At 70.2% G+C, this 14,670-nt stretch carries 18 protein-coding genes and 1 tRNA gene; 11 read left to right on the forward strand and 8 right to left on the reverse strand.

Annotated features, from left to right (window positions below):
- The first annotated feature begins 18 nt into the window (after positions 1-18).
- The 3 genes from GJ634_RS03550 (at position 19) to GJ634_RS03560 (ending at position 2,262) form a co-directional block, all read left to right on the forward strand.
- Entirely contained in the window at positions 19-165 is a 147-nt protein-coding gene (locus GJ634_RS03550; RefSeq protein WP_331713979.1) for a J domain-containing protein, read from the forward strand.
- A 72-nt stretch (positions 166-237) separates the two neighbouring features.
- Positions 238-1,857, forward strand: a complete 1,620-nt coding sequence (locus GJ634_RS03555) for a GTPBP1 family GTP-binding protein (protein ID WP_157500541.1) — start codon at positions 238-240, stop codon at positions 1,855-1,857.
- 36 nt (positions 1,858-1,893) lie between these two features.
- Positions 1,894-2,262, forward strand: coding sequence for a hypothetical protein (locus tag GJ634_RS03560; protein ID WP_157500542.1), 369 nt, complete (start codon positions 1,894-1,896; stop codon positions 2,260-2,262).
- On the opposite strand, the gene GJ634_RS03565 is transcribed toward GJ634_RS03560, so the two are convergent.
- Positions 2,263-2,742, reverse strand: coding sequence for a hypothetical protein (locus tag GJ634_RS03565; RefSeq protein WP_157500543.1), 480 nt, complete (start codon positions 2,740-2,742; stop codon positions 2,263-2,265).
- Between the two features lie 159 nt (positions 2,743-2,901).
- Here GJ634_RS03565 and GJ634_RS03570 point away from each other — a divergent pair, with 159 nt between their 5' ends.
- Positions 2,902-3,870: a phytoene/squalene synthase family protein gene (locus GJ634_RS03570; RefSeq protein WP_157500544.1), complete on the forward strand. Its 969-nt coding sequence runs from the start codon at positions 2,902-2,904 to the stop codon at positions 3,868-3,870.
- On the opposite strand, the gene cruF is transcribed toward GJ634_RS03570, so the two are convergent.
- From cruF to GJ634_RS03600, 6 genes are read right to left on the reverse strand one after another with little or no spacing between them, the layout of a single operon-like run.
- Positions 3,871-4,710, reverse strand: coding sequence for a bisanhydrobacterioruberin hydratase (gene cruF / locus GJ634_RS03575; RefSeq protein ID WP_331713976.1), 840 nt, complete (start codon positions 4,708-4,710; stop codon positions 3,871-3,873).
- Entirely contained in the window at positions 4,703-5,530 is an 828-nt protein-coding gene (locus GJ634_RS03580; protein ID WP_157500545.1) for a prenyltransferase, read from the reverse strand. The genes cruF and GJ634_RS03580 overlap by 8 nt, the downstream gene beginning before the upstream one ends.
- The gene (locus GJ634_RS03585) at positions 5,531-7,063 is read right to left on the reverse strand and encodes an NAD(P)/FAD-dependent oxidoreductase (protein WP_157500546.1); all 1,533 of its coding nucleotides are present in this window, start codon (positions 7,061-7,063) and stop codon (positions 5,531-5,533) included.
- A gap of 58 nt (positions 7,064-7,121) precedes the next feature.
- Positions 7,122-8,057: a methenyltetrahydromethanopterin cyclohydrolase gene (gene mch / locus GJ634_RS03590; protein WP_157500547.1), complete on the reverse strand. Its 936-nt coding sequence runs from the start codon at positions 8,055-8,057 to the stop codon at positions 7,122-7,124.
- 49 nt (positions 8,058-8,106) lie between these two features.
- On the reverse strand, positions 8,107-8,418 hold the full coding sequence (locus tag GJ634_RS03595) for an MTH1187 family thiamine-binding protein (protein ID WP_331713977.1): 312 nt from the start codon (positions 8,416-8,418) through the stop codon (positions 8,107-8,109).
- A gap of 42 nt (positions 8,419-8,460) precedes the next feature.
- Positions 8,461-9,717, reverse strand: coding sequence for an MFS transporter (locus GJ634_RS03600; protein ID WP_157500548.1), 1,257 nt, complete (start codon positions 9,715-9,717; stop codon positions 8,461-8,463).
- A 225-nt stretch (positions 9,718-9,942) separates the two neighbouring features.
- Here GJ634_RS03600 and GJ634_RS03605 point away from each other — a divergent pair, with 225 nt between their 5' ends.
- The gene (locus tag GJ634_RS03605) at positions 9,943-10,122 is read left to right on the forward strand and encodes a hypothetical protein (protein ID WP_157500549.1); all 180 of its coding nucleotides are present in this window, start codon (positions 9,943-9,945) and stop codon (positions 10,120-10,122) included.
- A 174-nt stretch (positions 10,123-10,296) separates the two neighbouring features.
- Here the strand turns inward: GJ634_RS03605 and GJ634_RS03610 are convergent.
- A tRNA-Gly gene (locus GJ634_RS03610) sits at positions 10,297-10,367 on the reverse strand.
- 280 nt (positions 10,368-10,647) lie between these two features.
- On the opposite strand from GJ634_RS03610, the gene GJ634_RS03615 reads away from it, so the two are divergent.
- The 6 genes from GJ634_RS03615 to GJ634_RS03640 are packed head-to-tail and all read left to right on the forward strand — an operon-like array spanning position 10,648 to position 14,667.
- A complete protein-coding gene (locus GJ634_RS03615; protein WP_157500578.1) occupies positions 10,648-11,499 on the forward strand; it encodes a putative RNA uridine N3 methyltransferase in 852 nt (283 codons plus the stop codon).
- A gap of 4 nt (positions 11,500-11,503) precedes the next feature.
- On the forward strand, positions 11,504-12,511 hold the full coding sequence (locus tag GJ634_RS03620; protein WP_157500550.1) for a 50S ribosomal protein L3: 1,008 nt from the start codon (positions 11,504-11,506) through the stop codon (positions 12,509-12,511).
- 2 nt (positions 12,512-12,513) lie between these two features.
- Entirely contained in the window at positions 12,514-13,266 is a 753-nt protein-coding gene (gene rpl4p, locus GJ634_RS03625; RefSeq protein WP_157500551.1) for a 50S ribosomal protein L4, read from the forward strand.
- Positions 13,263-13,517, forward strand: coding sequence for a 50S ribosomal protein L23 (locus GJ634_RS03630; RefSeq protein ID WP_157500552.1), 255 nt, complete (start codon positions 13,263-13,265; stop codon positions 13,515-13,517). The genes rpl4p and GJ634_RS03630 overlap by 4 nt, the downstream gene beginning before the upstream one ends.
- A gap of 2 nt (positions 13,518-13,519) precedes the next feature.
- Positions 13,520-14,242 (forward strand): 50S ribosomal protein L2, encoded by a 723-nt coding sequence (locus tag GJ634_RS03635; protein WP_157500553.1) that lies wholly within the window; start codon positions 13,520-13,522, stop codon positions 14,240-14,242.
- Positions 14,243-14,244: 2 nt separating this feature from the next.
- Entirely contained in the window at positions 14,245-14,667 is a 423-nt protein-coding gene (locus tag GJ634_RS03640) for a 30S ribosomal protein S19 (protein WP_059057538.1), read from the forward strand.
- The last annotated feature ends 3 nt before the right edge of the window (positions 14,668-14,670 follow it).

The following is a 14,670-nucleotide window of genomic DNA, read 5'->3' on the forward strand; positions in this document are numbered from 1 at the left end:
CGCCGCGAGGACTACCGCGTGCTCGGCGTGGAACCGGGCGCGAGCAGCGAGGCGGTGCGGGCGGCGTACCGCGAGAAGGCGCGGGAGCTCCACCCCGACCGCGGCGGCGACGAGGACGAGTTCGCGCGCGTCAACGAGGCGTACGAGCGGCTGAAGACGGAGTGAGTCGGCGTCTCCGTGCGTCTCCGGACCGCTACCCGGGGAAGGCTTTTATTCGCTTCTCCCCAACTCGCTCCCATGGGCCGCGACCGTGCCCGCTTGCTCGAGGCGGTCGAACGCGGCGAGCAGGAGGGCGGCAGCGTCGAGTTCAAGGAACGGTTCAGCCGCGACGTCCACCTCGCCGACGGCCGCATGGAGAGTCTCGCCGCGCAGCTGCGGCACCGCGTGCTCTCCGGCGACGGCGAAGCGGAGTACGTCCTCGGCGTCACCGACGACGGCGGCCTCGCGGGGGTCCCCCCGGAGACGTTCTCGGAGACGATGGACGTGCTGAGCCTGCTCGCCGAGGAGGCGGGCGCGCACATCGCTGACGTCCAGACGTGGAGCGTCGACAGCGTGAGCGACGGCGACGCCGACGAGGGCATCGTCGGCGTGGCGGTCGTCCGCGACGGCGCGTCGCTGGCGCCAGACGACGACCACATCATCGTCGGGACCGCGGGCCACGTCGACCACGGGAAGTCGACGCTCGTCGGCAGCCTCGTCACGGGCGACCCCGACGACGGCGACGGCAGCACGCGGGGGTTCCTCGACGTCCAGCCCCACGAGGTCGAACGCGGGCTCTCCGCGGACCTCTCGTACGGCGTCTACGGCTTCGACGAGGACGGGCCGATGCGCGTGCGCAACCCCCACCGGAAGGACGAGCGCGCGGCGGTCGTGGAGAACGCCGACCGCGTGGTGTCGTTCGTGGACACGGTCGGCCACGAGCCGTGGCTGTCGACGACCATCCGCGGGCTGGTCGGCCAGAAGCTCGACTACGGGCTGTTGACCGTCGCCGCCGACGACGGGCCGACGAAGACGACCCGCGAGCACATCGGCGTGCTGCTGGCGACGGACCTGCCGACCATCGTCGCCGTCACGAAGACCGACCTCGTGGACGACGACCGAGTGGCAGAAGTCGAACGCGAGGTCGAGCGCCTGCTGCGGAACGCGGGCCGCACGCCGCTGCCCGTCGAGCGCCACGGCGTCGACGCCGCTATCGAGGAAATCGGGGACAACGTCGTCCCCATCGTGCGGACGAGCGCGGTGACGATGGAGGGGCTGGAGGTCTTGGACGAGTGTTTCCGGCGGCTCCCGAAGACGACGGCGGCGAGCGGGCCGTTCCGGATGTACGTCGACCGCTCGTACGAGGTCACGGGCGTCGGCGCCGTCGCCTCCGGCACCGTGAAATCCGGCACCGTGGAGGCCGGCGACGAACTCCTCCTGGGGCCGTTCCCGAACGGGGACTTCCGCGAGGTGGAAGTGCGCTCCATCGAGATGCACTACCACCGCGTCGACGAGGCGCAGGCCGGTCGCATCGTCGGCATCGCGCTGAAGGGCGTCCGCGAGGCCGCCGTCGAGCGCGGGATGGTGTTGCTGCCGGCGGACGCCGACCCCGACCCCGTCAAGGAGTTCGAGGCGGAGGTGATGGTGTTGAACCACCCGACGCGAATCGACGCGGGCTACGAGCCGGTCGTCCACCTCGAGACCATCGGGGAGGCCGCGCGCTTCGACCCCGCGGACGGCCAGCTGCTGCCCGGGGACACGGGCGAGACGAGCGTCCGGTTCAAGTTCCGGCCGTACCTCGTCGAGGAGGGCCAGCGGTTCGTGTTCCGCGAGGGCGCGAGCAAGGGCGTCGGCACGGTCACCAGCGTCTCCGACTGACCGAACGTTTTCGGGGCCGGGCGTCGAAGCCGTCCCATGGTCAGCCGCCGCACCCTCGAATTCCTCGTCGGCATCGTCGCCGCCGCCACGGTCGCGGGCGGCGCCTCGACGTACGTGGCGACGCCGTACGCGCTCGCTATCGGGCTGGCGGCGGGGACGCCGTCACTCGTCCGCACGAGCTCGCGCCTCGACCGCGAGGCCTACGACGCCGCGAACACCAGCACCGAACAGGTCGTCGACGGCGCGCTCGCCACCGCGGCGACGCTCGCGGTCGGGCTCGGCGCGGCGTACGTCGCCGTCTCGAACGGCTACGACGGTCCGATAGCGGCCGCCGGGGTCGCCGCGTTCGCCGTGCTCGCGGGGCAGGGCGCGTTCTACGCGCGGACGAAGGAGTTCGTCGAGTAGTCAGGCGCGGCGGTAGCCGCCGTCGGCGGCCTCGGCGAGCCCGAACAGCACCGCCCAGTCGAGGCGGCGCTCGACGCGCTCGGTCCAGAACCCCTCCCAGTCCTGTCGCTTCGTGCGCTCCCAGCGCGGCACGCGCTCGCGGACCGCCTCGAAGACGGCGGCAGCGGACCGGGGCTGGTCGCCGAGCGCGTCGAGGACTTCCGGGGCGAGGAAGACGCGCTCGCGGAAGTTCGCGGCGAGGGCCGCGCGGTCGTGGTCGCCGCGGGCCCTCGCGTACCCGAGGTCGGTCTCCTCGACCGCGCCGAGCGCGGCGAGGAAGACGAGCCACGCGGACGCCTCCCCGCGGTCGTGGACGCCCGCGCGCTCGACGAGCTGGCGACAGCAGTCGTCCTCGGACTCGGGGACCAGCGGCACCGCGTCCCGGACCTCGCGGAGGCGGTCGAGGGACGCCGGCGCCGGCGGCACTGGTTTGCGCTGCATACGCGAACTCGGGCGCGGACGGCCTTGAGTTCGGCGACGCCGCGCCGAGAGCCGGCGGGGGTCGCTGCTGCCACCGTGTTTTTTGATTGTTCACGTCAAACATGGAACTTGCACAGCCGGGAGCTGCACGCGCCGGAGTGCCGCATCTGGCCCCAACAAATGGTCGACAGCACCCAGATATCGACGAGCAAGGCGATACAGCAGCGGACAGGGAAGACGTTCCACCTTGCGACGCGGCTCCTGCCCGAGCGCGTGCGCCACGCGACGTACGTCCTGTACGCGTTCTTCCGCGTCGCCGACGACGTCGTGGACACGACCGAGGACCGCGACGAGGACGCCCAGCGCGCGGAACTTGAGGCGATTCGCGCGGCGGCCCTCGGCGACGACCCCGAACCCGGCCGCCTCGACGACGAGACCGCGGAGGTCGTCGCGGCGTTCGCCGAGCTCGCCGAGCGCTACGGCATCCCCGACGAGGACGTGGAGACGTTCGTGGACGCGATGCTGACGGACCTCGAGCGCACGCGCTACGACACCCACGAGGAGCTGGCGTCGTACATGCGGGGGTCGGCGGTCGCCGTCGGGAACATGATGGTCGCCGTCATGGACGTCGACGACCCGGAGTCGGCGGCCCCGCACGCGGCGGCGCTCGCGGAGGCGTTCCAGCTGAGCAACTTCCTGCGGGACGTCAAGGAGGACGTCGAGGACTACGACCGCGTCTACCTCCCGGGGGAGACCCGCCGCGAGCACGGCGTCACCGTCGACCAGCTCCGCGGCGGCGAGGTCACGCCGGGGTTCCGGGACGCGATGCGCGCGGAGCTGGCGCGCACGGAGGCGAAGTACCGGGAGGGCGTCGCGGGCATCGCGTACCTCCCGGAGGACTGCCAGTTCGCGGTGTTGCTGTCGGCGGTGCTGTACGCCGACCACCACCGGCTGATCCGCGAGCGAGAGTACGACGTGCTCTCGGCGACGCCGAGCCTCTCGACGACGCGGAAGCTCTGGCTGCTCGCGAAGACGCGGGCGCTGTGGGCGTTCTACAGCGACCCCGAGTACGTGTTCTACCGCGCGAGCTGCGTCTCGTCGTCGGCCGACCACCGGCGCGGGCACGGCGACCCCCACCCGACGCCGTAGCTACCGCGCGGGGTTCCGATCGAGCACGGTGAAGTCGAAGCGGTCGGTTCCGAGGAGCGCGACGCCGAGCAGCCCGGCGGCCAGCGCGGGCAGGAACTGCGCGAACGCGAGGTTTACGGCGCCCCACAGCAGCACGAAGCTCACGAGGTCGTCGAGGAAGAAGGGGCACTGCGCGAGGCGGTCGCGGAGCGCGGCGCGGTCGAACCCCCAGTCGAGGACGGCGACCGAGACGGTCGCGGAGAGCACCCAGCCGAGGTAGTTCGACAGCGGGACGCCGTAGTACGCGCCGCCGGCGTCGTACGCCCAGAAGCCGAGCGCGACCGCGCCCGGGTCGAGGACGACGTCCATCCAGACGACCACGGCGGCGACCGCGGGCAGGCGGACGACCGCGCGGCGGGTGTGCCGGCCGAACAGCAGGAGGACGAGCAGGTAGCTGTTGACGACCAGCGGCAGGAAGAAGACGGGCAAACCGAGCGGAACGCTGCCGGCGAGCATCGGCCCGAGGTCGACGAGGTACTCGAAGTGGCCGTACGGCCAGCCGGTGGCGATACCGACGAACTCGATGCCGAAGGCGTACGCGACGAGCGCGAGCACCGCGACCCCGGCCTTGCGGTCCGTGAGCGGGAGCAGGCCCGCAATCAGGGGGAGGCGCATGACGGCGACGCCGGCGAGCACGAGGTAGGGGTTGAACGCGAGCGGCTCGGGGAGCCACCCCCACGCGGAGGCGAGCAGGAGCGCGGCGCCGACGACGGGGAAGACGACCGCGATTTCGAAGCGGTGGCCGGCGACGAGGGCGTCGAGGCGGCGCTCGATACGGGCGCGGGTGGAGGCCTCAGACACGGGTGAGCCTCCAGAGCGCGCCGAGCGTGAGCGCGGCGCCGACCGCGGTGTTCACGAACGGGAACCACCAGTACGCGCGGTCGACGGCGACGTCGGCGGCGACGATGCCCGCGACGAGCGCGGGGTACGCGAGGACGACGGCGCCGAGCCGCCAGTCGACGACCGCGAAGACCGCGGCCGAGGCCGCCCAGCAGCCCGTGCAGTAGGCGTACGTGCGGCGCTCGCCGAGGGCGGTCGCCGTGGTGGTGATACCGGCCTCGCGGTCGGGTTCGATGTCGGGAATCGCGGAGAACGTGTGCATCCCCATCGCCCACAGCCAGCCGGCGGCGACCGCGAGCAGCGGGGGATGGTGGCCGGCGACGGCAGCGTACGCGGCGGCTCCGGGGAGGACGTAGAGGCCGTTCGACAGCGAATCGAGGAGCGGCGTCGTCTTGAACCGGAACGGCGGCGCGCTGTACTCCACGGCGAGGACGACCCACGCGGCCAGCCACGGGTACGCGACCGCGGGGAGCAGGACTGCGACGGGAACGAGCAACAGGCCGGAGAGCGCGACGACGGCGGCGACGGTCCGGCCGCCCCGGAAGCGCGCCTCCTTCTCGTCTTTCTTCGGGTTCAGTTCGTCGACGTCGCGGTCGAAGGCGTCGTTGACGCCGTAGAGGAAGACGTTCGCGGGCACGAGGAAGTACGCGAACAGCGCGACCGCGGGTAGGGCGAACAGCTCGGGGACGGCGTCGGCTCCGTACGCGACGCCGACGACGACCGGGCCGGCCAGGTAGAACCAGAACCGCGGCCGCGAGAGGACGAGGAGGTAGCGGAGCATCTACGCGTCTTCGAGCACGTAGTCGGCGGTGATTTCGCCGCTGATGAGACACATCGGCACGCCGATGCCCGGGGTGGTGTACGACCCGGTGAAGTAGAGGCCGTCGAGGGCCTTCGAGCGGTGGGGCGGCCGGAGCAGCGACGTCTGGCGGAGCGTGTGCGCGAGGCCGAGCGCCGTCCCCCGGTAGCTGTTGTAGCGGTCGGCGAACTCCGAGACCGAGAACCGCTCCTCGACGACGATGCGGTCCCGGAGGTCGACGCCCGTGTGCTCGGCGATGTCGTCGAGCACGAGGTCGCGGTACTCCTCGCGGACCTCGGGAGTGTCGTCGAGGCCGGGCGCGACGGGGACGAGCGCGAACAGGTTGCTGTGGCCGTCGGGCGCCACCGAGTCGTCGGTCTCCGAGGGGACGCAGAGGTAGTACGCGGGGTCCTCGGGCCACGCGGGGTCGTCGAAGATCTGGGCGAAGTGCTCCTCCCAGTCGGAGGGGAGGACGAGCGAGTGGTGGGCGAGCGGGTCGACGTCGCCCTCGACGCCGAGGTAGAGGAGGAACGCCGACGGCGCGTACGTCCGGGATTCCCAGTAGTCGGCGTCGTACTGGCGCTTCTCCGGCGGGAGCAGCTCCTGTTCGGTGTGGGCGTAGTCGGCGTCCGAGACGACGACGTCCGCGAACACGTCGGACGCCTCGGTCGCGACCTTGAAGCCGCCGCGGCGGCCGTGAATCTTCGTGACTGGGTGGTCGGTGCGGAACTCCACGCCGAGTTCCTCGGCGAGTTCGGCGACGCCGTCGGCGACCCCGGACATGCCGCCGTCGGGGTAGTAGACGCCGAGGTTGAAGTCCACGTGGCTCATCAGGTTGTAGAGCGCGGGCGTGGTGTTCGGCGCGCCCCCGAGGAACACCAGCGTGTACTGCATGATCTGCTGGAGCTTCGGGTGGTCGAAGTAGTTCTCCACGTGGTCCTGCATCGACCCCAGCAGCGTCAGCCCGCGGGCGTACTCCGCGAGGTCGGGGTCCAGCCAGTCCCGGATGCGGGGCCGGTCCTCGTAGACGAAGTGCTCCATCCCCACCTCGTAGTTCTCCCGGGACTTCGCGAGGTAGTCGTCGAGCGCGTCGCCGGCGCCCGGCTCGTAGGCGTCGAAGACCGCCTTCACCTGCTCGCGGTCCGGGGTCACGTCCACGACGTCGCCGTCCGCGTTCACGTCGAGGCCGGGGGCGTCGCGGCCGGGACGGCGGCCCGCGTTGTCCTTGAAGAAGATGCGGTAGTGGGGGTCGAGGCGCTCCAGCGAGTAGTAGTCCGTGGGCTCCCTGTCGAAGGCCGCGAAGAACCGCTCGAAGACGTCGGGCATCAGATACCACGACGGCCCCATGTCGAACGTGAAGCCGTCGCGTTCGAGCGCGCTCGCCCGGCCGCCGACCTGCTCGTTCTTCTCGACGACGGTGACGTCCGCGCCCGCGTCCGCGAGGTAACAGGCCGTCGAGAGGCCGCCGAAGCCCGCGCCGATTACGGCGACCGACTGACCCGACAGGGCGTTCATGCCCGCTACGTCGGACGCGCGAATCATAAAACGACGCCCTCCGGCGACTCGGGCCGAGTTACGCGACGCCGAAGCCCTCGGCGAGTAGGTCCTCGCGGACCTCGCCGAGCGCGTACGTCGGGCCGCCCGTGACGTCGATAGTGACCTGTGCGGGGCCGAAGACGCCCTCGTCGACGGCGCTGGCGTCCCAGTCGGCGTCCGCGAAGATGTCCGCGAACGGCTGCCCGTAGCGCTCGGCCGCCGACGACGGCACCGCGTCGAACTCCTCGAAGTCCTCCGTGACCGTGAGGTGGACGCGGCCGCCGTACGCGAGCGCGTCGTTCGTCCGGCCGATAGCCTCCTCCTCGTCGCCCGCGACGGGCGCGACCGGCGCGCTCCCGGACGCCGTGAGGACGTTCGTCGGGTCGTAGCCGAGCTCGTAGAGGCGGAACAGCGCGAGTTCGGCCGCGCGCGCCGCCGCGGTGACGCTGCCGGCGACGCTCGCGGTGCGGTACGCGGGCAGGTAGACGCTCTCGGCGTTCACGTCCGCGAGGTCCGCGACCTGCTCGGCGGCGGCCTCCGTCGGGTACGCGTCGCTCTCCAGCGCGAGCACCGCGAACTCGAAGGCGTCCACGTAGTCGATGGCCTCGAACTCGCCCTCGCGGGCGACCAGCGCGCGGGCCGGGCCGCTGCCCAGCCCCTCGTAGTCGTCGACGGTGAGCTCCCAGCCGGCCTTCTGCGCGCCCAGCAGCGCGACCGCGGGCCGGTCGCAGGCGAGTTCCACGTGCGGGAACGTCGCGCCCGCCACGTCGTCGACGCGCGTCTGCACGGTCGCCAGGCCCGCGGTCTGGAGTTCCGCCAGCAGCAGGCCGGCTTCGAGGCCGCCGCGGTGCTCGACGCCGAAGTCGATGACCGTCGCGCCGTTGTCCAGCTCGAACGCGCCGACGTCGAGCTCCTCGGTGAACTCGAGGGCCTCGTCGGCGAGCTCCAGCGCCATCCGGTTGAGACTGTCCATGCCGCCGGATTCGGCGCCCCGACACAAGAGGTTTCTCAGTCCGGCGCGGTCAGCGGTCCGAGCGCGCCTCGCGGCCGAGCTCGCGCTCGACGGCGTCGACCTTCTCGCCGGCGCGCTGGTCGCTCGTGCGCTTGTCGTCGATTTTCAGGAACGTGCTCACGCGGTCGCCGTCGACGGCCTTGTGCGCGGCGCCCACCGCGTCCAGCAGGGTGTCGACGTCCTCGGCCTCGATGACGGTGCCCATGGGGTTCGTCTCGTAGGTGACGTCGAAGTCGTCGAGCGCCGCGACGGCGTCGGCGACGTCGCTCGCCATGCTCTGTTCGGTGACCGGTGCGACGCTGAGGAGTGCGATGACTGTCACGGGCGGTACTGCGTCGGGCGCGCACTTAGCGGCAGCGCCCGCTCAGCCCGCTCCGGCGTCGGGCGGCTCGTAGTCAGCGCTCACGGGCGGCCGCACGGCCCAGAGGACGGCGGCGACCGCGAGGAAGACGGCGCCGAGGACGGCGACCGCGGTCATCGACGTGTACCACGTCGCGAGCACGCCGCTGCCGACGCGGAACGGAATCCCGGCGACGTTCCGCAGCATCGCGACCGCCGAGAGCAGGGTCGCGCGGCCGACCGACTGCACCTGGTCGTTGACGTAGCGGTTCGTGATGGGGCCGAGCAGGGAGTGCCCGCCCTTCATCACGAAGAACATCGGGAACACGAGCAGCGGCACGAGCCCCGCGAGCACGTACGTCGCCGCGATGGCGACGGGAATCACCAGCAGGGCGTGGCGGACGCCGAGCAGCTGCTCGACGTCGCTAGCGTAGTCGCTGGTGACCGCAGACACGACCGTGAACGCCGCGTAGAGGAGTCCGAGCACCCCGCCCTCGGGGATTCCCCACGTCTCGAGCGTCGGCCCGAACGTGGTCTCGAGGGTGTCCCGCGCGATGGGCTGAATCCACATGTCCATCGTGAGGACGGCGCCGCTGAACAGCGCGAGGTAGGCGACGAACCACCGGAGGTCGGGCGTCGAGAACTGGTCGCGGATGATGGGGAGCGCGTCCACGATGGTCATCCGGTCGTCGCCGAACGCCTCGCTGTCGTCGTCGTACGCGCGGTTCTTCGGCAGGCGCAACACGAGCGCGAGGCTGATTGCGGCGGCGGCGACGCCCGCGTAGAACGGGTAGTAGCGGTTCACCGCGTAGAGGAACCCGCCGACGACGAGCGTGCCCGCGCGCAGCCACTGCCCGAGCGCGCGACCGCGGCCGCTGACGCGCGTGAACTCCTCCTCCATGTCGTGCTCGCGGAGGGTGTCGTAGAGCCACGCGCTCCCGCTGCCGGAGACGAACGTGCCGCCGAACGACAGCGTCACGAACGTGAACGTGAACCCGACGAAGTCGGTGGCGACGAGGTAGCTGGCGTTCGAGACGAGCACGATGGCGGCGCCGACCGCGAGGCTGTTCCGCCGGCCGATGCGGTCGCCGATATAGCCGGTCGGCACCTCGGAGGTGACGACGACCACGGACTGGATGCTCGCGATGAGCCCGATCTGGGCGAGCGTGAGGTCGTTGAACAGCAGGAACAGCGTGTACACCGGGTAGTGGAAGCCGGGTCGCGCGGTCGCCCGGTAGAGGTAGTACCGCCGGACGACCGCCGAGGCGGAGAGGCGCGACATGGGCGGCTGGCTACACAATCCTGTAACGGCGACATAAATTCACCGCGAGTGTGACAACCAACGGCGAGGAGAAGCGGAAGAATCGGCGCTACGCGAGCGAACGACGGGTCTTCCTGCTCCGGTCGCCGGCTGGTAGTGGGTGAGGATACAGTAACGGAAGTGATACGACTGCAGTCCGTGCCAACGGGCGGAGGATTCTTGACGCGCTCGCCCGCAGGACTCCGCATGGCCCGGCAGTTCGACACCGCCACGCTCGTCGCCGTGCTCGCGTGCATTATCGGCGTCGTCGGCGTCGTCGCCTTCGGCTGGGAGTTCGACAGTAGCGCCACGAACCCCGCCGCGTTCGCGCTCGGCGTCGGCGTCGCCGTGGTCGCCGTCCTCCTCAGGGTCCGCAAACGGCTGTAAGGGCGATAGCACGTGGCGCTACGTGGTGAGGGAATGAGAAGTGCGCTGGCGGGGATTTGAACGCCGGAACGTCGCTCCCGTTGGTCGCTCGTTCCGAGCTCAAATCCCTCCCGCACTCAACTGCAACGACGCGAGAGACACGGAGGTCTCTCGCGGTCGTGGCGTCAGTAGAAGTGCGCTGGCGGGGATTTGAACCCCGGTTGTGACCATGGCAAGGTCACGTGATACCACTACACTACCAGCGCGCGTGCCTTCGTTCGCATTCGAACGAACGACGGGGTCACATATAAATCCGTTCTTTGCGACCGGGCGTGGGACGAACGGCAGACGGCTGCCGGGGTCGCGTGCGCGTGAAGGAACACTACTGGTATCCGATTCGCTCGATAGTGGGAACCTCTCGCACACGATTCAGCGGTAGACGGGCGTGAAACGGCCTCACAGGCTGGAATGGGAAACGCCACCCTTTTACCGGAGGGGTCGGTATCTACGCTACAGTCTCGTGACGAGACACGGACGCGACACGGCATGACAAACAGCGTACTCGTGCCGTCGTCCCTCGTCCGGGAAGCCGAGGACAAACGCGAGGCCACTCGCAAGCTCGGTTACGTCGCCCGCGCGGCGGCGGTCTTCCGGACTGACCGACTCGTCGTCTTCCCCGACGAAGACGGCGAGCGGAAGTGGGGCGGCGGGTTCGTCGAAACGGTGTTGCGGTACGCCGCGACGCCACCCTACCTCCGAAAGGAGGCCTTCGACACGCGCGACGAACTGGAGTACGCCGGTGTCCTGCCGCCGCTCCGTCTCTCGTCATGGACCGGCTCAGACTCGAGCGGGTCTGGGTCGTTACGACAGGGAATCGTGACCCAGGTCGGATCTGAAGGGCGCGTTCGGGTCAATTGCGGAATGCAACACCCAATCTCGCTCCAGACGCCTCCCGGTATGGAGGTCGAGGAGGGGGAGCGCGTGACCATCAGGGTCTCTTCGCGACGACCGGTCCGTGCGAAGCTGGTCGACGAACCCCTCCCGGGGTTCTCGGTCGAACGCACGGCCCTCGGTGACGCTCTCGACCGCCCCGACGCGGGCGTTCGCATCGCCACCTCCCGCCACGGGACGCCGCTTTCGGCGGCCTCCCTCGGGGGGTACGTCGAACGCGCCGCCCGGAACGGCATGACCGTCGCCTTCGGTGCGCCCGAACGCGGGCTCCCGCCCATGCTCGGGCTCACCGGAGACGAGGTCAGCGAGGCAGTCGCCGACCCATCTACCGACGCACCCGCGCGATTCGACGCCTGGCTCAACACCATCCCCGACCAGGGCAGCGAGGTCGTGCGAACTGAAGAAGCGATGTTCGCCTCCCTCGGCTGCCTGACGCTCACGGAGTGATACGATGCCACAGCCAAACCGACCACGAAAAGGCTCGATGGGGTTCAGCCCCCGCAAGCGCGCGGAGAGTGAAGTACCGCGCTTCAACTCGTGGCCCGAAGACGACGGTCAAGTCGGTCTTCAGGGCTTCGCTGGCTACAAGGCCGGCATGACCCACGTCGTCCTCGTCGACGACAAGGCGAACGCGCCGACGGAGGGCATGGAGACGACCGTGCCCGTCACCGTCGTCGAGACGCCGCCCATGCGGGCGGCGGCCGTCCGCCTCTACGAGGACACGCCGTACGGCAAGAAGCCGCTCACGGAAGTCTGGGCCGACGACACCCACGAGTCTCTCGACCGCGCGCTCTCCGTTCCGGAGACGGACGGAGAGACAGACGAACTGACCGAAGCGCTCGAATCCGAAGACATCGCCGACGTCCGCGTAGTTACCTACACGGTGCCCGGCGAGCTTTCGAGCGTGCCGAAGAAACAGCCCGACATCATGGAGACGCGCGTCGGCGGCGGCTCCCTCCAGGAGCGCGTCGACTTCGCCGCGGACCTCCTCGCGGACGGCGGCGAACACGAGTTCGGCGACGTCTTCCGAGCCGGCGAGTTCACCGACGTCGCCGGCGTCACGAAGGGCAAAGGGACCCAGGGGCCCGTCAAGCGCTGGGGCGTGCAGAAGCGGAAAGGCAAGCACGCCCGCCAGGGCTGGCGGCGCCGCATCGGGAACCTCGGCCCGTGGAACCCCTCCCGGGTTCGCTCGACGGTCCCCCAGATGGGCCAGACGGGCTACCACCAGCGCACCGAACTCAACAAGCGCGTCATCGACATCGGTGACGGCGACGACGTGAACGCGGCCGGCGGCTTCCCGAACTACGGCGAAGTCGACGGCAACTACACGCTCGTGAAGGGCTCGGTGCCCGGTCCCGAACAGCGCCTCGTGCGATTCCGCCCGGCCGTCCGGCCGAGCGAGTCGCCGCGGCTCGACCCCGAGGTGCGCTACGTGAGCACCGAATCTAACCAAGGATAACCATGCAGGCAACTGTACGCGACCTGAACGGCGACGACGCCGGGACGCTCGACCTGCCGGACGTGTTCTCGGAACCCGTCCGGCCCGACCTCGTCAAGCGTGCCGTCCTCGCCGCTCAGGCCAACCGAACCCAGAAGCACGGCTCCGACGAGTACGCGGGCCTGCGCACTTCCGCCGAGTCCCACGGTAGCGGACGCGGCATGGCTCACGTCCCGAAGACGGAGGGCCGTGGCGCGCGCGTCCCGCAGACCGTCGGCGGTCGCAAAGCGCACCCGCCGAAAGCCGAGAAAGACCCGAGCCTCGACGTCAACGACAAGGAGCGGAAGGCGGCCGTCCGGAGCGCCATCGCGGCGACGACGGACGCCGACGCCGTCGCCGAGCGCGGCCACGCGTTCGACGACGACGCCGAGCTCCCGCTGGTCGTCAGCGACGACTTCGAGGACCTCGTGAAGACCCAGGCGGTCGTGGAGTTCCTCGAAGCGGTCGGCGTCCACGCGGACGTCGAGCGCGCCGACGAGGGGCGCAACGTCCGCGCCGGCCAGGGGACGCTCCGCGGCCGGAAGTACCAGGAGCCGAAGTCGCTGCTGGTCGTCACGTCCAGCGAGTCCGGGCCGTCGAAGGCGGCGCGGAACCTCGCGGGCGTCGACGTCGCGACGGGCCGCGAGGTCAACGCCGAAGACCTCGCGCCGGGCACCGAGCCCGGTCGACTGACCCTCTGGACGGAGAGCGCCGTCGAGGAGGTGGCCGACCGATGAGCGGCATCATCGACTACCCCATCGTGACGGAGAAGGCGATGGACGAGATGGACTTCGAGAACAAGCTCCAGTTCGTCGTCGACATCGACGCCGCCAAACCCGAGATCAGCGACGCCATCGAGGACCAGTACGGCGTGACGGTCACGAACGTGAACACGCAGATCACGCCGGAAGCCGAGAAGAAGGCGACCGTCACGCTGTCCGACGAGGACGACGCACAGGACGTCGCCTCCCGCATCGGGGTGTTCTGAACATGGGACGAAGAATTCAAGGCCAACGGCGCGGCCGCGGCACGTCGACGTTCCGCGCGCCGTCCCACCGGTACAAGGCAGAGCTCTCGCACCGCAAGACCGAAGACACCGACGTGCTGGCCGGCGAGGTCGTCGACATCGAACACGACCCCGCCCGCAGCGCGCCGGTCGCGAACGTGGAGTTCGAGGACGGCGACCAGCGCCTCGTGCTCGCCAGCGAGGGCGTCGCCGTCGGCGACACTCTCGAAGTCGGCATCTCGGCGTCCATCGAGGAGGGCAACACGCTGCCGCTCGGGGAGATCCCCGAGGGCGTGCCCGTCTGTAACGTCGAGAGCCACCCGGGCGACGGCGGGAAGTTCGCTCGCGCGAGCGGGGTCAACGCCGACCTCGTCACGCACGAGCGCGACGCCGCCGTCGTGCAGCTGCCCAGCGGCGAAGTCAAGCGACTCTCGCCGGACTGCCGCGCCACCATCGGCGTCGTCGCCGGTGGCGGTCGCACGGACAAGCCGTTCGTGAAGGCAGGCAACAAACACCACAAGATGAAGGCCCGCGGCGGCAAGTGGCCCATCGTCCGTGGTGTCGCGATGAACGCCGTCGACCACCCGTTCGGTGGCGGCGGCCGCCAGCACCCCGGCCGGCCGAAGAGCGTCTCCCGTAACGCGCCGCCGGGCCGGAAAGTCGGCGACATCGCCTCCAAGCGGACCGGCCGCGGAGGCAACAAGTAACCATGAGTACGGAATACCGAACCGGCCGCGAGGGTGAGTTCACCTACCGCGGCCACGACCTCGACGAACTCCAGGAGATGAGCCTGGAGGAAGTCGCGGAACTGCTCCCCGCACGCCAGCGGCGAACCATCACCCGTGGGCTGTCCGACGAACACCAGAAGGTGCTCGAGGAAGCCCGCGAATCGACGCCCGAGGAGACGGCAAACGACCCCATCCGGACGCACCTGCGCGACATGCCGGTGCTGCCGGAGTTCGTCGGGCTGACGTTCGCGGTGTACACCGGACAGGAGTTCGAACGCGTCGAGATCGAGCCCGAGATGCTCGGGCACTACCTCGGCGAGTTCCAGCTCACCCGGACGTCGGTCGAACACGGGCAGGCGGGCATCGGCGCGACCCGCTCCTCGAAGTTCGTGCCGCTCAAGTAAACC

The sequence above is a fragment of the Halobacterium sp. CBA1126 genome, assembly GCF_009741975.1.
Lineage (GTDB): Archaea > Halobacteriota > Halobacteria > Halobacteriales > Halobacteriaceae > Halobacterium.